The organism is Rhizobacter sp. P1_G5, from assembly GCF_056405435.1.
This window is the reverse complement of the sequence record NZ_JBFUCB010000003.1, coordinates 1-21,583: the sequence shown is the minus strand read 5'-3', so window position 1 is coordinate 21,583 and position 21,583 is coordinate 1. Positions and strand designations below refer to the sequence as shown.

The 21,583-nt window shown below is 71.4% G+C and carries 19 protein-coding genes; 13 read left to right on the top strand and 6 right to left on the bottom strand.

Annotated elements, in window-relative coordinates; translation table 11 throughout:
- Positions 1 to 82 precede the first annotated feature (82 nt).
- Positions 83 to 496, top strand: coding sequence for a hypothetical protein (locus AC1D12_RS00605; protein WP_477827058.1), 414 nt, complete (start codon positions 83 to 85; stop codon positions 494 to 496).
- Positions 497 to 674: 178 nt separating this feature from the next.
- Positions 675 to 1,505, top strand: a complete 831-nt coding sequence (locus AC1D12_RS00600) for an urease accessory protein UreD (RefSeq protein ID WP_477838385.1) — start codon at positions 675 to 677, stop codon at positions 1,503 to 1,505.
- Between the two features lie 10 nt (positions 1,506 to 1,515).
- Here AC1D12_RS00600 and AC1D12_RS00595 read toward each other — a convergent pair whose 3' ends face one another.
- A complete protein-coding gene (locus AC1D12_RS00595; RefSeq protein ID WP_477826212.1) occupies positions 1,516 to 3,090 on the bottom strand; it encodes an AbfB domain-containing protein in 1,575 nt (524 codons plus the stop codon).
- Positions 3,091 to 3,272: 182 nt separating this feature from the next.
- Between AC1D12_RS00595 and AC1D12_RS00590 the strand changes: the two genes are divergently transcribed.
- A complete protein-coding gene (locus AC1D12_RS00590; protein WP_047506772.1) occupies positions 3,273 to 3,500 on the top strand; it encodes a hypothetical protein in 228 nt (75 codons plus the stop codon).
- Positions 3,501 to 3,635: 135 nt separating this feature from the next.
- On the top strand, positions 3,636 to 4,115 hold the full coding sequence (locus AC1D12_RS00585; protein WP_477838384.1) for a carboxymuconolactone decarboxylase family protein: 480 nt from the start codon (positions 3,636 to 3,638) through the stop codon (positions 4,113 to 4,115).
- On the opposite strand, the gene AC1D12_RS00580 is transcribed toward AC1D12_RS00585, so the two are convergent.
- On the bottom strand, positions 4,108 to 5,103 hold the full coding sequence (locus AC1D12_RS00580) for a LysR family transcriptional regulator (RefSeq protein ID WP_477838383.1): 996 nt from the start codon (positions 5,101 to 5,103) through the stop codon (positions 4,108 to 4,110). The genes AC1D12_RS00585 and AC1D12_RS00580 overlap by 8 nt on opposite strands.
- 157 nt (positions 5,104 to 5,260) lie before the next feature.
- On the opposite strand from AC1D12_RS00580, the gene AC1D12_RS00575 reads away from it, so the two are divergent.
- Genes AC1D12_RS00575 through AC1D12_RS00555 form a run of 5 tightly spaced genes read left to right on the top strand, consistent with a single transcriptional unit; the run spans position 5,261 to position 8,412 of the window.
- Positions 5,261 to 6,010: an SDR family oxidoreductase gene (locus AC1D12_RS00575; RefSeq protein ID WP_477838381.1), complete on the top strand. Its 750-nt coding sequence runs from the start codon at positions 5,261 to 5,263 to the stop codon at positions 6,008 to 6,010.
- Positions 6,007 to 6,501 (top strand): Ohr family peroxiredoxin, encoded by a 495-nt coding sequence (locus tag AC1D12_RS00570; RefSeq protein WP_477838379.1) that lies wholly within the window; start codon positions 6,007 to 6,009, stop codon positions 6,499 to 6,501. Before AC1D12_RS00575 ends, AC1D12_RS00570 begins: the two co-directional genes overlap by 4 nt.
- Positions 6,502 to 6,552: 51 nt before the next feature.
- Positions 6,553 to 7,434 (top strand): RNA polymerase sigma-70 factor, encoded by an 882-nt coding sequence (locus AC1D12_RS00565; RefSeq protein ID WP_477838378.1) that lies wholly within the window; start codon positions 6,553 to 6,555, stop codon positions 7,432 to 7,434.
- A 42-nt stretch (positions 7,435 to 7,476) separates the two neighbouring features.
- Positions 7,477 to 7,878, top strand: a complete 402-nt coding sequence (locus tag AC1D12_RS00560; RefSeq protein WP_477826206.1) for a TA system antitoxin ParD family protein — start codon at positions 7,477 to 7,479, stop codon at positions 7,876 to 7,878.
- 30 nt (positions 7,879 to 7,908) lie between these two features.
- Positions 7,909 to 8,412 (top strand): hypothetical protein, encoded by a 504-nt coding sequence (locus AC1D12_RS00555; protein WP_477838376.1) that lies wholly within the window; start codon positions 7,909 to 7,911, stop codon positions 8,410 to 8,412.
- Between the two features lie 49 nt (positions 8,413 to 8,461).
- Here AC1D12_RS00555 and AC1D12_RS00550 read toward each other — a convergent pair whose 3' ends face one another.
- The 3 genes from AC1D12_RS00550 to AC1D12_RS00540 form a co-directional block, all read right to left on the bottom strand.
- Positions 8,462 to 10,264 (bottom strand): carbohydrate-binding protein, encoded by a 1,803-nt coding sequence (locus tag AC1D12_RS00550; RefSeq protein ID WP_477838374.1) that lies wholly within the window; start codon positions 10,262 to 10,264, stop codon positions 8,462 to 8,464.
- A gap of 139 nt (positions 10,265 to 10,403) precedes the next feature.
- On the bottom strand, positions 10,404 to 11,444 hold the full coding sequence (locus AC1D12_RS00545) for a sensor histidine kinase (RefSeq protein ID WP_477838372.1): 1,041 nt from the start codon (positions 11,442 to 11,444) through the stop codon (positions 10,404 to 10,406).
- A complete protein-coding gene (locus tag AC1D12_RS00540) occupies positions 11,444 to 12,136 on the bottom strand; it encodes a response regulator (protein ID WP_047506747.1) in 693 nt (230 codons plus the stop codon). The genes AC1D12_RS00545 and AC1D12_RS00540 overlap by 1 nt, the downstream gene beginning before the upstream one ends.
- A 109-nt stretch (positions 12,137 to 12,245) precedes the next feature.
- On the opposite strand from AC1D12_RS00540, the gene AC1D12_RS00535 reads away from it, so the two are divergent.
- From AC1D12_RS00535 to AC1D12_RS00525, 3 genes are read left to right on the top strand one after another with little or no spacing between them, the layout of a single operon-like run.
- Complete coding sequence (locus tag AC1D12_RS00535) at positions 12,246 to 13,679, top strand: efflux transporter outer membrane subunit (protein WP_477838370.1); 1,434 nt, start codon at positions 12,246 to 12,248, stop codon at positions 13,677 to 13,679.
- Positions 13,676 to 14,833 carry an efflux RND transporter periplasmic adaptor subunit gene (locus AC1D12_RS00530; RefSeq protein WP_477825564.1) on the top strand — a complete coding sequence of 386 codons (1,158 nt, stop codon included), beginning with the start codon at positions 13,676 to 13,678 and terminating at the stop codon, positions 14,831 to 14,833. Before AC1D12_RS00535 ends, AC1D12_RS00530 begins: the two co-directional genes overlap by 4 nt.
- Positions 14,830 to 17,937 (top strand): efflux RND transporter permease subunit, encoded by a 3,108-nt coding sequence (locus AC1D12_RS00525; RefSeq protein ID WP_477825565.1) that lies wholly within the window; start codon positions 14,830 to 14,832, stop codon positions 17,935 to 17,937. The genes AC1D12_RS00530 and AC1D12_RS00525 overlap by 4 nt, the downstream gene beginning before the upstream one ends.
- Here the strand turns inward: AC1D12_RS00525 and AC1D12_RS00520 are convergent.
- Positions 17,888 to 19,708 (bottom strand): ATP-binding protein, encoded by a 1,821-nt coding sequence (locus tag AC1D12_RS00520; RefSeq protein ID WP_477838368.1) that lies wholly within the window; start codon positions 19,706 to 19,708, stop codon positions 17,888 to 17,890. The two genes, AC1D12_RS00525 and AC1D12_RS00520, sit on opposite strands and share 50 nt — an antisense overlap.
- 291 nt (positions 19,709 to 19,999) lie before the next feature.
- Between AC1D12_RS00520 and AC1D12_RS00515 the strand changes: the two genes are divergently transcribed.
- On the top strand, positions 20,000 to 21,583 hold a 1,584-nt coding region (locus tag AC1D12_RS00515), incomplete at its 3' end, for an ATP-binding cassette domain-containing protein (protein WP_477838366.1).

Sequence of the window (21,583 nt, the reverse complement as noted above, 5' to 3'; positions counted from 1 at the left end):
ACGGGCGTGTCAATGGGAAGGCGGGGCCGATGGAATGCGGTCCATGGATTCCTCCACCCCATCCCATCCTCAGGAGACGCCCATGAAGTGGTACCTGTCCGTCCTTGGCGCGCTGGCCGTCTGGCGCCTCACCCACCTGCTGCACGTGCAAGCCGGCCCGCGCCGCGTGCTGGAGACCTTGCGGCGCTGGGCCGGCGAGGGCTCGTCGCTCGCCTGCTTCTACTGCCTGAGCCTGTGGGTCTCGGTGCCGGTCGCGCTGGTGATCGGGCAGGACTGGCTCGAGCAGGTGCTGCTGTGGCTCGCGTTGTCGACCACCGCGATCGCACTCGACCTGCTGCTCGACCTGATCAGCCGCAGCACCGCGCCGCCGGCCCACCTGCAGCTGCTGACGCCATCGCAGATGGCGCAGGCGATGGCGGCCCGCTACTTCGACGAGCCGGCGGTGGACGAGCCGGCCGAGCCCCCGTTCACGCGCACCGGCGCACGGACGCACTGAAGGAGGCTCGCATGCTGCCGTCGATCAAACGCCGCCTGGCGGCCCTCGGGCCGGTCGCGATCCCGTTCGCCGACACCACGCCCGGCATCTGGCTGCTGGAGACGCGGCGGCCGGTGCCGACCGAGGATGCGGCGGCCGCCCCTACACTGCACGCGCCCCGCATCAACACCCCGAGCCCATGGCCTGGAACGGTCGCCTGCAACTCCACTACCGCCACGACGCCGGCCGCTGCGTCGTCCACGACCGACACAGCGGGCCGTTGCGCGTCCTGCAAAGCCTCCATCCCGAAGGCCCCGGGATCTGCCACAACGTGCTGGTGCACCCGCCTGGCGGCATCGTCGGCGGGGATGTGCTGGCGATAGAAGCCACGCTCGACGCCGGCGCCCATGCCCTGATCACGACGCCGGGCGCGACGCGCTTCTACCGCAGCCTCGGCGAAACGGCCGTGCAGAGCCTGACGGCGCGCGTGGCCGAGGGTGCGCGCCTCGAATGGCTGCCGCTGGAGACGCTGTGCTACCGGCGCACGCTGGCCGAGAACCGCATGCGCTTCGAGCTGGAACCCGGTGCCGAGATGATCGGCTGGGACGTGCTGGCGCTCGGGCTGCCGGCCAGCGGCGAGCTGTTCGATGCAGGCCGCTACACGCAGCAGATCGAGCTGCCGGGCGTGTGGCTGGAACGTGGCACGGTCGATGGCGAGGACCGGCTGCTGCTCGATTCGCCGGTGGGCTTCGCGGGGCACAGCGTGCTCGCGACGATGTGGTTCGCTGGTGGCTCCGCATTGGCGGGCGCGCGGCGGGAGGTGTTGATCGATGCGGCGCGCGAGCAGCTCGAGGCACACGCGCTGCGCGCCACTGCCGGCGCGACGTCGCCGCATGACGAGGTGGTCGTGGTGCGGGTGCTGGCGCACCGCGTCGAGCCGGCGATGGAGCTGCTGACGGGCGTGTGGAAGCGCTGGCGAGAGATCGCGTGGGCGTTGCCTGCGCAGGTGCCCCGGGTGTGGCGCACCTGACGGACCCGGATCAACGGCTCAGCCTGATCCAGTTCAGGTTCCACCCGCCCTGCAGCGCCTTCACCGCGATCTGCTGCTGCCCGGCGCTCAGCTGCACCTGGTGCGAGACCGTGGTCCAGTTTTGCCAGCCGCCGGTCGACGGCACGCCGAGGCTGCCGTACACCTGCGTGCCGCCGGCGCGCTCGAGCTGCAGCACGCCGCCGCCGCTCTGGCTCGCGACGCGGTACTGCACCGTCCAGGTACCGGCGCTGGGCACGTTCACGTCCCACACCACCCAGTCGTTGGCGTCGATGTAGCCGAGGTTCTGGCCGCCTTCGGTGCAGGCTTCGGCCGTCATGCCCTGCATCACCGCGTAGTTCTCGGCCTCCAGCGTGATCGCCGAGCCCTGCAGCAGCGGCGTGCGCGCGAAGGTGGCGTCGTTGCGGTCACCGTCGCTCGCGATGCTCTCGACGTACAGCAGCGAGTTGCGGTGGCGCAGGTAGCGGCCGGGGAAGTTCCACGATTCGAACGAGGTCGCGCCGGCATTGGCCAGGCCCGCGCGCTGGTTGAAGGTGGCGTCCTGGCGGAACAGCGTCGAGTTGTCGTTGGCATCGAGCCAGACCTCGCCGTTGCGATGGCGCAAGTAGCTGTTCGGATAGTTCACCGACTGGAACGAGACGCCGCCGCCGGCCAGGCCCGGCACCATCGTCCAGTTGCCGTCGGCGATCGGCGAGACGCTGCCGGCCGGGTCGATGCGGCCGCGGCTCGCCTGGTGGCGGATCACGTTGCCGTTGATGTTCTGGCTGGTCCAGGCCGCCTGCGTCGTGGTCGCGGTGCCCGGTTGGTAGACGCGCACGTAGTCGACCAGCATGCGCGCCGGCAGCGCCCCTTCGTCGATGTTGAAGCCGGGCCAGTTGCCGCCCACCGCCATGTTCAGCAGCAGGAAGAAATCGCGCTGGAACTCATCGGTGCCGCCGGCGTTGTTGCTGATGTCGATCACGTGGTACTGCGCGCCGTCGACGAACCACTTGATGGTGTTCGTGTCCCACTCGACGGCATACACGTGGTAGCTGTTGATGCTGGTGGCCACGTGCCCGCCGTACGACGCGTAGCTGCCGTTGGCGGCCTGCCAGTGCACGGTGCCGTAGACGTCGGCGCCGGTGTTGATCTGCTCCATGATGTCGATTTCGCCCGACGCAGGCCAGCCGACCGTGCTGATGTTGCTGCCCAGCATCCAGAACGCCGGCCAGGTGCCCTGCTTGCCCGGCAGCGCAATGCGCGCCTCGATGCGGCCGAACTTGAAGCTCTTCCTGCCCTGCGTCTTCATGCGCGCCGAGGTGTAGCGCATGCCGCCGAAATCCTCGCGCTTCGCGGTGATGACCAGCGCGTCGTTCTCGACCGTCGCGTTCTCGCGCCGGTAGTACTGCTGTTCGTTGTTGCCCCAGCCGCCCGAGCCGGTGCCGGTCTCGAAGACCCAGTCGGGGCTGATGCTGCCGTGGAATTCGTCCTGCCAGACGAGCTGCCAGTTCTGCGCGAACGCGAACGGCGCGCTGAGCAGGCCCATCAGGCCCAGCAGCAGCGCAAGCAAAGGTCGCAGTGTTCTCATGGTGTCCTCCAACGTGATGTGTGTGGCGATCGGCGCGGCTGCCGGGCACTCTGACGGTGCCCATCGCCGGATCCTAGCGGTTTTGCAAGCGGTTTCATAAAGCACCACCTTGCAACGCGCCGCAGCCGTGCGCCAGGGGTGGCACGATGGCGATCCGAACCACTCACCCAGGGAAACCACCCATGAACGCCACCCACACCAGATCGGGCATCACGGCCGAACGCATCGCGAAGAAGTTCCAGGGCCTGGCCCAGGCCAACGGCTGGGGCGACAACGCCGACGTGCAGGCCTTCGGCGCGCTGCTCGAGACCTTCTCGGAGGCGGTCGACGGCGAGCTCGATGCGCTGAAGATCCAGCTCACCGACGTGGCCGCGCAGGTGCGGGCGCTGACGCAGAAGCCTTCGCCCTGATTGGTGCCCCGCGGTCAACACCGTGGTCCCCGCCGCATGCCTTCCGCGGCGCGGACCCCGCTCCTACGATTTGCCCCATTCCGCACTCAGCAGAAACCGGGCACCCCAGCCGCACTGGGGCTCAAGGAGCATGTGATGACCCAACGCATCAACTACGTCCACCAGGCGCCCGAACTCTTCAAGAAGTTCGTCGAGTTCGGCGGGCTGGTGAAGGACAGCACGATCGAGGAGAAGATCCACGACCTGGTCTCGATCCGCGCCTCGCAGATCAACGGCTGCGGCTTCTGCCTCGACATGCACATCAAGCAGGCGACGATCCACGGCGAGCGCCCGCTGCGCCTGCACCACCTCGCGATCTGGCGCGAATCGACGCTGTTCGAGCCGCGCGAACGCGCCGCGCTGGCCTGGACCGAGGCGCTGACCACGCTGGCGCCGCACGGCGTGCCCGACGACGTGTACGAGCGCGTGCGCGGCCAGCTGTCCGAGAAGGAACTGACCGACCTGACCTACGCGGTGATGAACATCAACGCGTGGAACCGCATCAACGTCGCGTTCCGCACCGTGCCGGGTTCGTCGGACACCGCGTTCGGCCTCGACAAGGCCAGGCTCAGCTGACCCCCGGCACCGCCCCGAACGGCGGGCACTCGAGGTCGAGCGCGCGCGTCTCGGTGGTCATGTGGTCGATGAACACCCGGATGCGCGCCGGCAGCTGGCGCCGGCTCAGCCAGCACAGCCAGTGGCCGCGGTCGTCCGGCGCCTGGCCGCCCAGGCAGGACACCAGCTCGCCGCTGCGCAGCAGCTCGCAGGCCTGGTAGGCGGCCACCTGCGCCAGGCCCTGGCCGTCGAGTGCCGCCTGCAGCGCCAGCTCGACATCGTTGAAGGTGTGGCGTGACGGCGGCACCAGCTTGCGCGGCTGGCCGTCGACCTTGAACTCCCAATCGCGCACCCGCCCGGAGGCCAGCCGCACGTTGATGCAGTGGTGCGCGGCCAGCTGGTCGACGCTGCGCGGCAGGCCGTGCCGGCGCGCGTAGGCGGGCGACGCCACCACCAGCACCTGCATCGGCACCAGCTGCCTGGCGATCACCTGGCTGTCGTCCATGCGGCCGTCGCGGAAGGCCACGTCGATGCCGTCGGTCGTGAAATCGGCCGGGCGGTCGTCGAGCCGCAGGTCGAGCTCGATCTCCGGGTAGCGCGCCTGGAAGCCGCGCAGCAGCGGCGCCACCACCTTGCGGCCGAAGCCGGGCGCCGACGCGATGCGCAGCGGCCCGCGCGGCGGCCCCTGGCGCAGCTCGCGCATGTCGTCGAGCGCCTGCACGATGTGCTCGACGCCGACGCGGCAGTTCGCATGGAACAGCTCGCCCTCGCGTGTCAGCGCGGTGCTGCGCGTGGTGCGGTGGAAGAGCCGCGCGTCGAGCTGGGCTTCCAGCTTCTGCACGCTGCGGCTCACCGCCGAGCGGCCGATGCCGAGCCGCTCGCCGGCCTTCGCGAAGCTGCCCTCGTCGACGACGGCGATGAAGGCGACCACGCYGGCATAGCTGGCCGCGAAACTGGCCGCCAGCGTGTCGGCCGCGGCAGGGGAAGCGAGTGAGGTTGAGGCGTCCATGACCTGTAGAACACGCGAGCCCCCGGGTTTGTGACAGGCCGCCCCAAAAAAGATTGGTGCGCGGCAGGCAACAGCGTGGTCCCTGCCGCAGGGCTTCCGCGGGCGGGACGCGCTCCCTAGCATCCGTTCCACCCTCCGCAACTCCTGAAAGCCCACCATGAAGATCGTCGTGATCGGCGGCTCCGGCCTGATCGGCAGCAAGCTCGTGCAACGCCTGGCCCGCAGCGGCCACGAGGTGCTCGCCGCCTCGCCCAATTCCGGCGTCAACACGCTCACCGGCGAAGGCCTGGCCGCCGCGCTGGCGGGTGCGAAGGTGGTGGTCGACGTGTCGAACTCGCCGTCGTTCGCCGACGACGCGGTGATGAACTTCTTCCAGACCTCGACGCGCAACCTGCTGGCCGCAGCAGCCGCCGCCGACGTCGGGCACATCGTCGCGCTGTCGGTGGTCGGCACCGAGCGGCTGCAGGCGAGCGGCTATTTCCGCGCCAAGGCGGCCCAGGAGGCGCTGATCAAGGCCTCGCCGCTGCCGTACACGCTGGTGCACTCGACGCAGTTCTTCGAGTTCCTCGGCGGCATCGCGCAATCGGGCACCGAGGCCGACGGCAAGACGGTGCGGCTGTCGCCGGCGTTCGTGCAGCCGATCTCGTCGGACGACGTGGCCGATGCGATGCACGACGTGGCGCTCGGCAAGCCGCTGCGCACGACGGTCGAGATCGCCGGGCCCGAGCGCATCCGGCTGGCCGAGCTGGTGCGGCGCCTCCTCGCCGCCAAGGACGACGCCCGCACGGTGGTCGACGACGCGCATGCGCGCTACTTCGGCGCCGAGATCGACGACGGCACGCTGGTGCCGGGCGACGGCGCGCGCCTCGGCACGGTGAACTTCGAGGCGTGGTTCGCCGCGCAATGACCCGCCTGCGCCCGCCGCCAGTCTCGCTGCTGGACAAATACCACGGGCCCGCGTTCGAGCCGCTGTACGAGACCACGGTGCGCGTGAGCGGCGGCGAGGCGCAGCACGGCCGCGCCTCCGGCATCGTGCGCTCGGACGACGGCGCGCTGCAACTCGCGCTGCGGCTGCCCGCCGAGCTGGGTGGGCCGGGCGGCGGCACCAACCCGGAGCAGCTCTTCGCGGCCGGCTATGCGGCCTGCTTCCACGGCGCGCTGAACCTGCTGGCGGCGCGCCACGGGATCGCGCTCGACGGCGCCGAGGTGGCGGTCTCGGTGGCCTTCGGCCGCGACCCGGTCGACGGGCTGCACACGCTGAGCGCCGAGGTGGCGATCGCCCTGCCCGGCGTCGACCGGCCGCTGGCCGAGGCGCTGGTGCGCCAGACCGAGCGGCTGTGCCCCTACGCCAAGATGGCCCGCCAGGGCATCGCGAGCGTGGTGCGGCTCGCGCCGTGACCACGCCCTGCCGGCTTGTCACAGAATGGGTGACTCGAGCATCTGCCATCGATGGACACCGCCTCGCTCACCTTCAACGGCCTGCGCCCCCGGTTGCGGGGCATCGCCTACCGCATGCTCGGCTCGCTGGCCGAGGCCGAGGAGGTGGTGCAGGACGCCTGGTTGCGCTGGCACGAGGCCGACTATGTGGCGCGCGACGACCCGACCGGTTGGCTGATCACCGTGACGACCCGGCTGTCGATCAACCGGCTGCGCGCCGCGAAGGTCCAGCGCGAGCACTATGCCGGCCTGTGGCTGCCCGAACCGGTGCTGACCGATGCGCAGGATTCGCCGGAGCAGATGCTGGAGCGCGCCGACGACCTGTCGGTCGCCTTCCTGCTGATGCTGGAGCGGCTCGCGCCCGAGGCGCGCGCGGCCTTCCTGCTGCGCGAGGTGTTCGATGCCGACTACGACGAGCTGGCCCGCACGATCGGCAAGAGCGAGGCGGCGTGCCGGCAGCTGGTGCACCGCGCCCGCGAGCAGCTGCGCGAGGAGCGGCCGCGCTTCGAGGTGTCGCCCGACACGCACCGGCGCCTGCTGGGGCGTTTCGCGCAGGCGCTGACCGGCGGCGATTTCTCGGCGCTGAAGGCGATGCTGRCCGACGACGCGGAACTGATCGGCGACGGCGGCGGCAAGGTGCCGAGCTTCGGGCGGCCGATGCTGGGCGGCCAGCGCATCGCGCAGCTGCTCTTCGCGGCGAGCCTGCGGCCGGAGGACGAGCAGCGCATCGAGCTCGCGCTGATCAACGGCGAGTGGGGGTTGCTGCGCTTCTTCCACGGCGCGCTGGAATCGGCGCAGTCGTACGAGACCGACGGCGAGCGCATCGTGCGCATCCATGTGCAGCGCAATCCGGACAAGCTGGTGCGGGTGGCGCAGGCGTTCGGAGGGTGCTGACGACTCCTTGTCATGTCGCAAAACGCCACATAAGATGGCCCCATGGCCAAATCGATCCGCGTGTCCGACGGCGTCTATGAACTTGCGGCTGCAGCCGGCGAGGCGGTGCACCGTTCTCTGGCGGAGCAGATCGAGTACTGGGTGCGCCTGGGTGCGGCCCTCGATGCGGCCGGCATCACGATGGAAGAGTCGCTGCTGTTGCTGCAGGGCGACCCGGGCGTCAAGGACCGGATCCTGGCGCACATCACGTCGGAGCCGGGCAAGACCCGCCGGCGCAAGACGTACACCGGCGCGGCATCGATCACCGCCAGGAAGGCGGAGTTCGAGCGCGCCGTCGAACGCGGCGAACGCGATCCGGAAAGCCTCTTCCTGTTCTCACGCGAACGGGTGAAGGCGGCCAAGGTCACCGAGCGCCTGCCGGCCAAGCCGGGCAAGGGGTGGTGACGCGGCGCAGGGCAGCCGAAACACCATGGCATGTGGTGGATCTCGGCCGAGGAATTCGTCAACGTCGACGTCATCTTCAAGGTGATCGGCCTCGACGCGAAGAAGGTCTTGCAGCGCGCGATGCACATCGAGTTCGGCCAGCACGGCTTCCTGGTGATGCATCCGCTCGACCTGCTCTGCAGCCGCGCGGCCAACCTGCATGAGCTGCCGGACAAGAAGAACGAGAAAGGCGCGCTGCAGTTGTCGCTGGCGATCGAGGTCGCGCGGAAGTTTCTGCAATCGGAGGCGGTGCTGGCATCACCCGCCGACACCGCCGCCGGCCGCAGCCCCCTGCAGACTCTCGTGTCGGAAATCGAATGCCTCGCGCTCAGCGACGCCGGCCGCAAGGTCGCGGCCCGCTGGGGGCGGCACGTGGCCGATGCGATCGACCCGAGCCTGATCCCGGCCGGCCCGTTCTGGACACGCAAGTGGCCGACGCTGCGGACCTTGATGTCCGCGGCCCATGCGGATCGTTTCAGGCCCCCGGACGCCTGAACCCAGCGCAGCGGGTGGTTCCCGCAACCCGGCCGCAACCGGGTCATGCTCACTGCACGCCCRGTGTCACGCTGAACCAGTTGAGGTTCCAGCCCCCCGTCTGCGCCTTGAAACCGAACTTGTGCGTGCCCGCGGTCAGCGTCAGCGTGGCCTTCACCGTGGTCCAGTTCTGCCAGCCGCCGGTACTCGGTACCGACACCGTCGCATACACCGGCGTGCCGCCCGCCTCCTCGAACGAGAACCAGCCGCCGCCGTCCAGGCTCGCGACGCGGAACGCGATCGTGTAGGTGCCGGTGCTCGGGATCGTGATCGGCGTGCCGGCATACGACAGCCAGTCGCCCGCATCGATGTAGCCCACCGACTGCCCGCCGCCGCTGTCGGTGGTGGCCTCGGTCTGCACGCCGCTCATCTGCGAGAACGTGCTCGCCTTCACGGTGGCGATCGCCGTCCCGCCGCTGTCGGCGCGCTCGACCTGCAGCCAGTTCAGGTTGAAGCCGCCGGTCTTGGTCGACACGCCCAGCACCTGCTTGCCGGCCTTCAGCGCGACCACGTGCGACACCGTCGTCCAGTTCTGCCAGCCGCCGGTGCTGGCGATGTTGACCGTGCCGAACACCGGCGTGCCGCCGCCCTGCTCCAGCTGCAGGCTCGCGCCGCTGCCGGCACTCGCCACGCGGTACGAGACGCGGTAGTTGCCGTCGGCCGGCACGTCGACCGCATAGGTCATCCAGTCGCCCGCGTCGATGTAGCCCAGGTTGCTGCCGCCGCCCGCATCGGCGGTGGCCTCGACCTGCACGCCCGACATCTGGCAGAAGCTTTCCGCCTGCAGCGTCGCCGGCAGCACGGTGTTGCTGCAGGTCGTCGGCGCAGGCGCCGGCCAGCCCTGCACGATGCTGCGCGCGAGCTTGCCCGACGCGGTCAGCGACGCTTCGGGCCAGCCGCCGGTGGCGCTCGCGCCGCCCACCAGCGCGGCCGAGCCTTCGGGTGCGTCGTCGAGTGCCCAGTTCGCATTGCTCAGCTTGCGCGCCTTCATGAAATCGACCCAGGCATTGGTCTCGGCGGTGGCCACACCGCCGTTGCCGTCGGCATTCACCGAGCCCCATTCGGTGACGAACAGCGCGAGGCCGTTGTTCATCGCGGTGGTCGCCTTGTCGCGCAGCCACTGGCCGTGCGTGCCGGCGTAGAAGTGCAGCGTGTAGGCGATGTTCGAGTAGCCGGTGATCGGGTCGCGCGACGCCACGTCGGCATCCTGCGACCAGTTCGGCGAGCCGACGATGATCAGGTTGTCGGGGTCGATCGCGCGGATCGCACCGATCACCGCCTGCGCATACGGCTTCACGTTGCCGCTCCAGCTCGCGTCGTTCTTCGGCTCGTTGTAGATCTCGTAGATGACGTGGTTGTTCTTGCCGTAGGTGCGCGCCATCTCCTGGAAGAACTCGATCGCCTGCGCCTGGTACTGCCAGGCGTAGTGCGAGTGCCAGTCGATGATCACGTACAGGTCGTTGGCGATCGCCGCATCGACCACCGCCTTCAGCCGCGCCTTGTTCGAGGCCGGGTCCTGCAGGTAGCCCCCGGCGTCCTCGACACCCATCGCGGCGCGCACCACCTTCGCCTTCCAGTCCGACTTGAGCCAGCCCACGGTGCTCGCGTTGTAGTACTTCGCGCCCGGCCAGCCGTTGTTGCTCCAGTAGTAGCTGACGCCCGACAGGCTGCCCGGCGTGCCGCCCACCTGCAGCTGGTTGCCGCTGACCGACAGCGCCGGCACGTCGGCCAGCGCGGGGCCGGCCGCGAGCACCGACAGCAGCGCGGCGGCGAGGCCCGCACGCAACGACGACACGGAATTCCTGTTCGACACCATCACGCTCCCTTCTGGTTTGAAACCGTTTTCAAAAATGAGGGCCAAGCGTAGGCGAGATTCGCGATGGCGCGCATCGCGCGCCGGGTAACAGCGGGTTTCAGTGCGCAGGTTTCAGTGAACCGGGCCCGGTCCCGATTCAGGCCTGCGGCCCGTCCGCCGGCAGCTGGATGCACACGGTCAGCCCGCCGCCGTCACGCCGCCTCGCGTCGATCCGTCCGCCGTGCGAGACGATCGCGCGGCGCGCGAGCGCCAGCCCGAGCCCGGTGCCACGCACCGACTCGCTGCCTTCGAGGCGCACGAAGGGCTCGAACATCGCCTGCAGCTTGTCTTCCGGCACGCCGGGCCCGCGGTCGGACACCAGCACCTCGAGCGTCTTGCCATGCGCGGGCAGCCGCACCTCCACCTCCACCCGCGTGCCCGGCGCCGTGTACTTGACCGCGTTGCGGATCACGTTCTCGAACGCGCGGTAGACCAGGTCGCCATTGACGTTCGCGACGAAGGCACCGCCGCCGCTGCGCAGCTCGACGCTGCGGCCTTCCGCGGCCCGCGCCTCGAAGCCCGCGTCGTCGGTGATCGCCACCAGCAGCTCGACGAGATCGACCCGCGCGGTGGCCAGCCGCTCGCCGGCCGGATCGTCGGCCGATTCGAGCCGGTGCAGCGTCAGCAGCTCCTCGACCAGCAGGTCCAGCCGCTGCACCTCGCGCTCGATGCGCTCGTGCAGCAGCCGCGCGCCCTCGGCATCCTGCCGGCTCAGGCCGATCGCCGCCTGCATGCGCGCCAGCGGCGAGCGCAGCTCGTGCGACAGGTCGTGCAGCAGCGTGCGCCGCGTCGCCTGCATCAGCTGCAGCCGCTCGGCCATGCGGTCGAACTCCTGCGCGACCGCGACGAACTCGTTGCTGCGCGGGTCCATCAGCGGGCGCACCCGCGTCTCGAAGCGCTCCTGCGCCGCGCGCTGCAGGCCCCAGCGCAGATGGCCCAGCGAACGCGACAGCACGCTGGCGACCCCGGCACTGAAGATCAGGCTGATCAGCGCCCCCAGCGCGATCGGCAGCAGCGGGAACAGTCCGTCGTCCGGTGGTGGCCGGTGCCCGGTGAAATGCAGCACCGCCACCGAGGCCCCGAAGGCCATCATGCAGATCGCCCACAGGCTGACGAACAGCTTCCAGAAGGTCGCCATCAGTCCACCAGCAGCTGGTAGCCCATGCCGCGCACGCCCTGGATCCACGATTGCCCGTCCGCGCGCGTGCCGAGCTTCTGCCGGATGCTGCTGATGTGCACGTCGATGCGCCGGTCGAAGCGCTCGAGCGGCCGGCCGAACGCGCGCTTCGAGATGTCCTGCTTGCTGACGAGCTGCCCCGCCTGCCGCGCCAGCACCTCCAGCAGGCTGAACTCGGTGCCGGTGAGCTCCAGCGGCACGCCGCGCCACAGCGCGCTGCGGCTGCCGGGCATCAGCTCCAGCGCACCGGCCTGCAGGCGCCGCGACGGTGACGCGCCCTCGTCGCCGGCGGGCGTGACGCGCCGCAGGATCGCGCGCAGCCGCGCCACCAGCTCGCCCGGCATGCACGGCTTGGGCATGTAGTCGTCGGCGCCCATGTCGAGGCCGACGATGCGGTCGATGTTGTCGCCGCGCGCGGTGAGCATCAGCACCGGCAGCCGGCTCGTCGCACGGATGCGGCGCAGCGCTTCCATGCCGCTCAGCTTCGGCATCATCACGTCGAACACCGCGATCGCGTAGCGCCCCGACAGCGCTTCGGCCACCCCCGCCTCGCCGTCGTGCACCGCGTGCGCATCGAAACCCTCGCGCTGCAGGTACTGGCCCAGCATCGACGTGAGTTCGGCATCGTCATCGACCAGCAGCACGGAAATCATCGGCGAAGTATGGCGCGGCGACAGCCGCCGACACCCTTCGCCCGCCCGCTTTTACCCAACTTGACGCAGCCGAACACCGCCCGACAGAGCGCTTTCCTACGATGAAGGCATGTCCAGATTCCTCGTCAAACCCGTTGCGCTCGGCGTCTCGCTGGCGCTGCTGCTGAGCGGCTGCGCAGTCGTCGGCCCCGACTACCAGGCCCCCGCGGTCGCCACCGGCAGCACGTGGCAGGCCGCGCTGCCGCACCACGGCAGCAGCGTGCAGCTCGCCAGCTGGTGGTCGGCCTTCGACGACCCGACGGTCGCGCGCCTGGTGCAGATGGCCGAGGCCGACAGCCCGTCGCTCGCGACCGCCGCGGCCAACATCGCCGCCGCGCGGGCCGCGCTCGGCAGCGCCCGTGCGTCGGCAGCGCCGTCGCTCACGGGCAGCGCTTCGGCGAGCCGGTCACACCAGCGCACCGACGGTGTCACGAGCGACACGACGACACGCAGCGGCGGCCTCGACGCCTCGTGGGAGATCGACCTGTTCGGCAAGCTGCGGCGCGGCCGCGAAGCCGCGCAGGCCCGCGTCGATGCGCGCGGCGCCGACTGGCACGAGGCCCGCGTCTCGCTCGCCGCCGAAGTGGCCGACACGTACGTGCAGTACCGCGCCTGCCGGCTGCTGGCCCGGCAGGACGAGAGCGAGGTCCGCTCGCAGCTGGAGACCGTGCGCCTCACGCAGGTCAAGGTGCGCGCCGGCTTCAGCGCCGCCTCCGACGGCGACCTGGCCGAGGCCAGCRCCGCCAGCGCCAACGCCACGCTGATCGCGCAGCAGACCGAGTGCGAAGGCCTGGTCAAGTCGCTCGTCGCGCTGACCGGTGCCGACGAACCGGCGCTGCGCACGCTGATCGACGCGACGCCGCCGGCCGTGCCGATCCCCGATGCCTTCAGCGTCGACGGCGTGCCGGCCGACCTGCTGCGCCAGCGGCCCGACCTGGTCGCCAGCGAGCGAGCGCTCGCCGCCGCCAGCGCCGAGATCGGCCAGGCCGAGGCCGGCCGCTACCCGAGCTTCACGCTGGGCGGCACGATCAGCGTGTCGTCCTCCAGCCTCGCCGGATCGACCCGCAGCGCGTCGTTCGGCCCCAGCCTGTCGATCCCGCTGCTCGACGGCGGGCAGGCGCGCTCGGCGGTCGACTCGGCGCAGGCCGCGTACGACGCCGCGCTCGCCGGCTACCGCAGCGCGGTGCGCAGCGCGGTGAAGGAGGTCGAGACCGCCCTCGTCAACCTCGAAGGCGCGGCCCGCCGCAGCCGCGATGCCCGCACCGCGGCCGAGCGCTACCGGCGCTACTTCACCTCGGTGCAGGCCGACTGGCGCGCCGGCCGCAGCAGCCTGATGACGCTGGAGGAAGCGCGCCGCGCCGCGATCTCGGCCGAGACGACGCTGCTGACGCTGCAACGCGACCAGGTGCGCGACTGGGTCGCGCTCTACAAGGCGCTGGGCGGCGGCTGGACCGTCGACACCCTGCAAGCCACCGCCCCTTCAACCCCCGGAGCCCGACCATGAAACCAAGCCTGAAGACCACCGCGATCGCCGCGGCCCTGCTGATCGCCATCGGCGGCGGCGCCTGGCAGGTGTGGGGCGGCACCGCCTCGGCCGCCCCGGCACAGGCCGCCACGCCGGCCGCCGCGCTGAGCGTCGCGCTGACCACGCCGACCCGCACCGCCTGGCCGCAGACGCTGCAGGCCAGYGGCACGCTGAGCGCCTGGCAGGAGGCCGTGATCGGTGCCGAGACCGGCTCGTTGCGCATCACCGAGCTGCTCGCCGACGTGGGCAGCCGCGTGCGCCGCGGCCAGCTGCTCGCGCGCCTGGCCGACGACGCGCTGCAGGCCCAGCTGCAGAAGCAGCAGGCCGCCGTCGCGCAGGCCCGCGCCGGCCTCGCGCAGGCGCAGATGAACCTGCAGCGCGCCGGCGCGGTCGACGGCAGCGGCGCGCTGTCGGGCCAGCAGGTCGACGACTACCGCATCGCCGAGGCCACCAACCGGGCGGCGCTCGCGTCGGCCGAGGCCGACCTGCTCGCCACCCGCATCCAGCTGTCGCAGACGCGCATCCTCGCGGTCGATGACGGCATCGTGTCCTCGCGCAGCGCGGTGCTGGGCAACGTGGTGCCGGCCGGCACCGAGCTGTTCCGGCTGGTGCGCCAGGGCAAGGTCGAATGGCGCGCCGAGCTGGCCGCCCGCCAGCTCGCCCAGGTGCAGGCCGGGCAGGTGGCGCACCTGACGCTCGCGAGCGGCCAGGTGATCGAAGGCCGCGTGCGCCTGGTCGCGCCGACCTTCAGCACCAGCACCGGCCGCGCGCTCGTCTACGTCAGCCTGCCGGCCGACAGCGCGGTGCAGCCCGGCCTGTTCGCCAACGGCAGCATCGACGGACCGGTGACGCCGGCGCTGACGCTGCCGCAGACCGCGCTGGTGCCGCGCGACGGCCGCAACGACGTGTTCCTGCTGAAGGACGACGGCACCGTCACGCGCCGCACCGTGTCGATCGGCCGGCGCATCGGCGACCGCGTCGAGGTGCTGACCGGCCTGAAGGACGACGCCCGCGTCGTCGCGAGCGGCGGCGCCTTCCTCTCCGAAGGCACGCCGGTGCAGGTCGCGCAGGCCGCCCCCGCCGTCAAGCTGACCCTGAACGACAACCCGAACCCGCAAGGCGCCCGCCCGTGAACATTTCCTCCTGGTCGATCCGCAACCCGGTGCCGGCCGTCCTCGTCTTCGTGCTGCTCACCGTGCTCGGGCTGATCGGCTTCCACAAGCTGCAGATCCAGGACTTTCCCGACATGGACCTGCCGACCATCATGGTGTCGGCCTCGCTGGAGGGCGCCGCGCCCGCGCAGCTGGAGACCGAGGTCGCCCGCAAGATCGAGGACAAGCTCGCGTCGCTGACGCGGCTCGACCACATCACGACCACCATCACCGACGGCACGGTCGCGATCACCGTCAGCTTCGAGATCGAGAAGGACGCCGAGGTCGCGCTCAGCGAGGTGCGCAACGCGGTCGACAGCGCGCGCGCCGACCTGCCGGCCAGCATGTCGGCACCCACCGTGTCGAAGAGCACCGCGGCGAGTTCGTCGCTGCTGACCTTCACCGCCGCCTCCGCGTCGATGGACGAACAGGACCTGTCCTGGTTCGTCGACAACGAGCTGACGAAGGCCCTGCTGTCGGTGAAGGGCGTGGCCGCGGTGCAGCGCATCGGCGGCATCGACCGCGAGGTGCGCATCGAGCTCGACCCGGCGCTGATGGCCGGCCTGGGCATCAGCCCGGCCACCGTCTCGTCGCAGCTGAAGGCGGCGCAGACCGACAGCTCCGGCGGCCAGGGCGACATCGCCGGCCAGCGGCAGTCGGCGCGCACGCTGGCCGCGGTCGGCTCGGCGCAGGAGCTCGCGGCGATGAGCATCGCCCTCGGCGACGGCCGCAGCGTGCGGCTCGACCAGGTCGCCCGCATCGTCGACGGGCCGGCCGAGCGCACGTCGCTCGCGCGGCGCGACGGCGCGCCGGTGGTCGCGCTGCAGGTGTCGCGCTCGAAGGGCTACTCCGACGTGACGGTCGCCGGCGCCGTGCGCCGCGCGGTCGCCGCCTTCGGGCAGGCCAACCCGTCGGTCGCGCTGGCCGAGGCCAGCAACACCGTCGCGCCGATCGAGGACAACTACCGCGGCTCGATGCACCTGCTGCTCGAAGGCGCGGTGCTCGCGATGCTGGTGGTGTGGTGGTTCCTGCGCGACACGCGGGCCACGCTGATCTCGGCGGCGGCGCTGCCGCTGTCGATCCTGCCGACCTTCGGTTTCATGGTCCTGGCTGACTTCTCGCTGAACACGATCACGCTGCTGTCGCTGTCGCTCGTGATCGGCATCCTGGTCGACGACGCGATCGTCGAGATCGAGAACATCGCGCGCCACCTGGCGGCCGGCAAGACGCCGTACCAGGCGGCGATGGAGGCGGCCGACGAGATCGGCCTCGCGGTGGTCGCGACCACCTTCACGCTGGTCGCGGTGTTCCTGCCGACGGCCTTCATGTCGGGCGTCGTCGGCAAGATCTTCCGGCAGTTCGGCGTCACCGCCTCGGTCGCGGTGCTGTGCTCGCTGCTGGTGGCGCGCCTGCTGACGCCGATGATGGCCGCCTACCTGATGAAGGCGCGCGGCGCGCCGGCGCCGCACGAGGCCGCCGACAGCGCGCTGATGACGCGCTACCTCGGCTGGGCGCGCAGCGCATTGCGCCGGCGCAAGACGACCGTGCTGGCGGCGCTCGCGTTCTTCGCGCTGTCGCTCGCGCTGATCCCGCTGCTGCCGTCGGGATTCCTGCCCGCGCAGGACAACGCGCAGACCCGCGTCACGCTGACGCTGCCGCCCGGCAGCACGCTGGCGGAGATGGACGCGGTGGCGAGCGAGGCCTCGCGCCGGATGCGCGCGGTGCCCGGCGTGAAGCAGGTGTTCAGCGCCGTCGGCATCACCGCCGGCGAGGACCACCCCGGCACCTCGTCGAGCGCGAGCACCAGCAGCAACAGCGCGACGCTGACGGTCGACCTGGTACCGCGCGGCGAGCGCGCGAGCAAGCAGTCGGCGATCGAGGCCGAGCTGCGCGGCGTGTTGCGCGGCCTGCCGGGCGTGCGCAGCGCGGTGGGCGGCGGCGGCAACGGCGAAAGCCTGCAGCTGACGCTGGCCGGCAACGATGCGGCGGCGCTCGACCAGGCCGCCGCGGCGCTGGAGAGCCAGCTGCGCACGCTGCACGGCATCGGCAACGTGACATCCAGCGCCGCGCTGCAACGGCCCGAGGTGCAGCTGACGCCCGATGCAGCGCGTGCCGCGGCGCTGGGCGTGACCGCCGGGGCCGCCGCGGATGTCCTGCGCATCGGCACCTACGGCGACTACTCGACGGCGCTGCCCAAGCTGAACCTGCCGCAGCGCCAGGTGCCGATCCGCGTGCGCGTCGAGGCCTCGCAGCGCGACAGCCTGGCCGCGATCGGCCAGCTGCGCGTGGCCGGCAGCGGCGGCAGCGTCGCGCTCGCATCGCTCGGCGAGCTGGCGATCGGCAGCGGCCCGGCGCAGATCGACCGGCTCGACCGCGAACGCAACGTGACGCTGACGGTGGAGCTGGCCGGCCGCACGCTCGGCGAGGTGCAGCGCGAGGCGCTGGCGCTGCCGGCGCTGCAGCACCTGCCGGCCGGCGTGCACCCGGTCGAGCAGGGCGAGCTGCAGCGCATGGGCGAGCTGTTCGAGAGCTTCGGCCTCGCGATGGCGATCGGCGTGTTCTGCATCTACGCGGTGCTGGTGCTGCTGTTCCACGACTTCCTGCAGCCGGCCACCATCCTGTGCGCGCTGCCGCTGTCGCTCGGCGGGGCCTTGTTCGCGCTGCTGGTCACGCACCTGAGCTTCTCGATGCCGTCGGTGATCGGGCTGCTGATGCTGATGGGCATCGTGACGAAGAACTCGATCCTGCTGGTGGAGTACGCCATCATGGCGCGCCGCACGCACGGCATGGGGCGGCTCGACGCCCTGCTCGATGCCTGCCACAAGCGCGCGCGGCCGATCCTGATGACGACGATCGCGATGGGCGCGGGCATGCTGCCGAACGCGCTCGGGCTGGGCGCCGAGGCGAGCTTCCGCCAGCCGATGGCCGTGATCGTGATCGGCGGGCTGCTCACGTCGACGGTGCTGAGCCTGCTCGTGATCCCGGTCGTGTTCACCTATGTCGACGACCTGCTGCTGGCGATCCAGCGGCTGCCGTTCACCAGGGCGACGCGGGCTGCGTCGGGTGCCCCGTCCAGCGCTCGATGACCGACGCCAGCATCGCGGTGCTGACCGGCTTCGTGACGACATCGTTCATGCCGGCCTGCAGGCAGCGCTCGCGGTCGCCGTCGAGCGCGTCGGCGGTCAGCGCGACGATCGGCGTGTAGCCGCCCTGCTCGCGCTCCCAGGCGCGGATCTGGCGCGCCGCGTCGTGGCCGTCCATCACCGGCATGTGCAGGTCCATGAAGATCAGGTCGTGCCGGAACTCCTGCGCGGCGCGGAAGGCGGCCGCGCCGTCGGACGCGATGTCGACCTCGCAGCCCAGCTTCACCAGCATGCTGTGCAGCACCATCTGGTTGACCGGATCGTCCTCGGCGAGCAGCACGTGCGCGCGCAGCGGGCCGCGCGGCTCGGCCGCTTCGGCAGGCAGCGCCGACAGCGTGGTGGCGGCCGGTGCCGGCGTCGCGGTCGACTTCTTCATGTCCAGCTCGACCCAGAAGGCCGAGCCGACGCCCGGCTCGCTGGTGACGCCCAGGCGCCCGTCCATCAGCTCCACCAGCTGCTTGACGATCGCGAGGCCCAGCCCGGTGCCGCCGTGGCGGCGCGTGCTGCTGCCGTCGACCTGCGTGAACGCATCGAAGATCAGCCCGAGCTTGTCGGCCGCGATGCCGATGCCGGTGTCCTCGACCCGAAAGCGCAGCCGCACCGCCTCGGGCGTGTCGGCGAGCAGCGTGACGACCAGCGCGACCGTGCCGCGCTCGGTGAACTTGATCGCGTTGTGCAGCAGGTTGACCAGCACCTGCCGCACCCGCACCGGATCGCACTCGACGACGGCCGGCAGCGCGGTGGGCAGCGAGCAGCTCAGCGTCACCGGCTTGTCGCGGCCGGCGAAGCTCATCAGCTCGACGGTCTCGGCCGCGAGCGTGCCCACGTCGACCGCGACCGGGTGCAGCGTGAGCTTGCGGGCCTCGATGCGCGACAGGTCGAGCACATCGTCGATCAGCGCGAGCAGCGCCATCGCCGAGCGGTGCGCGGTCTTCGCGTAGCGGTGCTGGTCGGGCTGCAGCCCGGTCGTCAGCAGCAGCTCGGTGGTGCCGAGGATGCCGTTCATCGGCGTGCGGATCTCGTGGCTCACCATCGCGAGGAACTGCGACTTGGCGCGGCTCRCCTGCTCGAGGCTGTCGACCATCTCGCGCGCCGAGCGCACCGCGATGCTCATGCGGTTGCGCAGCCGCTCGATCACCAGGCCCGTCACCGACAGGTAGGCGCCGAGCACGTACATCGTCGCGGCGATCGCGAGCCGCTCGAGCCACTGCACCGCGGCCGGCTCCCAGGTCCACAGCCACAGTGCGTAGACCAGGTAGGCGACCACCGCCACGTGGTTGAACCAGAATGCGCGCCGGAAGCCGAAGCCGACCTGGTCGGCCACCCGCATCAGCAGCAGGTAGGCGAAGAAGAGGTTGGATTTCTCGAGGTAGTGCAGGTTCGCGATCCACACCAGCACGTCGACGTGGAACAGCAGCAGGCTCAGGTCGAGCCGGCCGGTGCGCTTCCAGCCGATGCGCAGCGCGATCCAGCCGAGCGCGGCGTACAGCAGGTTGATGCCGATCAGCGCGAGCTGCAGCGGCGCGAGCACCGTGCCCTCGCGCCACGCCTGCAGCACGACCATCAGGCAGACGATCACGAAGCCGACGGCGCGGATCGCCGGGATCTGGACGGTGTGGACTCGGCGCGCGTTCGCAGCCTTGCGCGCGGCCAGTTCGCCGGCCTCGAACGCGAGGCCGGGCTCGTCGCCGGGACCGGGGGCTGTCGTCTCCACGTCGCGCCTTTGCGGTGATGCGCTTTGCTGGGTGTGCGGAGGATGGTACGCGGTCCTACAACGCAACAGGGCCCGGCATCCCGCCTTTGGAGGGTGCGCCGCCGACCGTTCATCCTTCAAGTTGACGACGGCGCGTTGACGGTGCGCGACAGCGTCGCTAGGATCGCCGTCTTTCCAGCCCTGCCTGCCCGTCCGATGCGCCGCTGAGCCTTTCCTTCGAACGCCGTTCCACGCCCCCTTGAGGCGGCGTGGCGTGCCTGCTTCTTCGGAAGCTTCCTTGGAAAGCCAGCCATGTCATCGATCTCCACGGGCCCGCGTCCGTCCGGGGCGCATCCGCCCGCCCCGTCTTCCGTTCCTGCTTCTTCCGTTCCTGCTTCCTCCTTCGCGTTCCAGCTGCGCGACGTGCAATGGCGCACGCCCGACGGCCGCGCGCTGTGGTCGACCCCGCTGTCGCTGTCGATCGGGCCCGGGCGGCTCGGCATCGTCGGGCGCAACGGTGCCGGCAAGAGCGTGCTGGTGCAGCTGCTGACCGGCGGCCTCGCGCCTTCGGGCGGCCGCGTCGAACGCGCCGGCCGCGCGCACCTCGTGTCCCCGCCGCTGCTCGCGCACGACCCGCGGCGCGTGGCCGATGCGATGGGCCTGGCCGCGGCGCTCGCGGCGGTCGAGCGCCTCGCGGCGGGCCTTGCGACGGCCGACGACCTGCTGCTCGCGGACGGCCAGTGGGACCTGCCGGCGCGCACCGCGCAGGCGCTGGCCGACGCCGGGCTGCCCGGTGTCTCGCCCGACACGCCGATGGCCGTGCTGAGCGGCGGCGAGCGCATGCGCGTCGCGCTGGCCGGCGCGATGGCGGCCGAGGCCGACTGCCTGGTGCTCGACGAGCCGAGCAACCACCTCGATGCACCGGCGCGTGCGTGGCTGCAGCGCTGGCTGCGCCAGTGCCAGCGCCCAGTGGTGCTGGTGAGCCACGACCGGCAACTGCTGCGTGCGGTCGACCGCATCGTCGAGCTCGGGCCGCGCGGCCTGTCGGTCTACGGCGGCGACTACGGCCTGTACGTCGCGCAGCGCGATGCGCAGGCGGCGGCGGCCGGCGCGGCGCTCGCCCATGCGCGCAACGAGCGCGACACCGCGCTGGCCCGGCTGCGCCGCGAGCACGCTGCGCGGCAGCGCAAGCAGTCGCAGGCGCGCCGCAACGCCCGCAGCGCGAACCTGTCGGCGATCACGATCAACGGCATGCGCGAGACGGCCGAGGCGACGAACGCGCGCGACGTGAAGCGCGACGCCGGCACCCGCCACGCGCTCGACGCTGCGGTGCGCGATGCCGCCCGGCGCGTCGCGCAGGAGCCGGCGGTGTTCGTCGCGCTGCCGGCCAGCCGCGTCGTGCCCGGCAAGCTGGTGCTGCGCCTCGACGACCTGCAGCTGCCGCACGGTGAAGCGCCGGTGAGCGACGCGTCGTTCAGCGGCCCGGTGCGCATCGCGCTGACCGGCCCGAACGGCTGCGGCAAGAGCACGCTGCTGCGGGTGATCGCCGGCCTGCTGCCGCCGGCCGCGGGCAGCGCGACGCTGCATGTGCCGTTCGCGGTGCTCGACCAGGACGCCGCGGCCGCGCTGCCGGCGCAGCGCACGCTGCTGGAACACCTGCGCGATCTCGACAGCCCGCTGCCGCCCGCCGAGTTGCGCACGCGCCTGGCCCAGCTGCGCCTGGGTGCGGTGCACGTCGAGCTGCCGATGGGCGCGCTGAGTGCGGGCGAGCGCCTGAAGGCCGCGCTCGCCTGCGCGCTGTGGCGCGGCCAGCCGGCCTGCCTGCTGTTGCTGGACGAGCCGACCAACCACCTCGACCTCGACAGCACGCTGGAACTGCAGCGCGCGCTGCAGGGC

Coding starts and splice junctions, on each gene's coding strand:
- AC1D12_RS00605 (WP_477827058.1), top strand. CDS start 83: ATGAAGTGGTACCTGTCCGTCCTTGGCGCGCTGGCCGTCTGGCGCCTC.
- AC1D12_RS00600 (WP_477838385.1), top strand. CDS start 675: ATGGCCTGGAACGGTCGCCTGCAACTCCACTACCGCCACGACGCCGGC.
- AC1D12_RS00595 (WP_477826212.1), bottom strand. CDS start 3,090: ATGAGAACACTGCGACCTTTGCTTGCGCTGCTGCTGGGCCTGATGGGC.
- AC1D12_RS00590 (WP_047506772.1), top strand. CDS start 3,273: ATGAACGCCACCCACACCAGATCGGGCATCACGGCCGAACGCATCGCG.
- AC1D12_RS00585 (WP_477838384.1), top strand. CDS start 3,636: ATGACCCAACGCATCAACTACGTCCACCAGGCGCCCGAACTCTTCAAG.
- AC1D12_RS00575 (WP_477838381.1), top strand. CDS start 5,261: ATGAAGATCGTCGTGATCGGCGGCTCCGGCCTGATCGGCAGCAAGCTC.
- AC1D12_RS00570 (WP_477838379.1), top strand. CDS start 6,007: ATGACCCGCCTGCGCCCGCCGCCAGTCTCGCTGCTGGACAAATACCAC.
- AC1D12_RS00560 (WP_477826206.1), top strand. CDS start 7,477: ATGGCCAAATCGATCCGCGTGTCCGACGGCGTCTATGAACTTGCGGCT.
- AC1D12_RS00555 (WP_477838376.1), top strand. CDS start 7,909: ATGTGGTGGATCTCGGCCGAGGAATTCGTCAACGTCGACGTCATCTTC.
- AC1D12_RS00545 (WP_477838372.1), bottom strand. CDS start 11,444: ATGGCGACCTTCTGGAAGCTGTTCGTCAGCCTGTGGGCGATCTGCATG.
- AC1D12_RS00540 (WP_047506747.1), bottom strand. CDS start 12,136: ATGATTTCCGTGCTGCTGGTCGATGACGATGCCGAACTCACGTCGATG.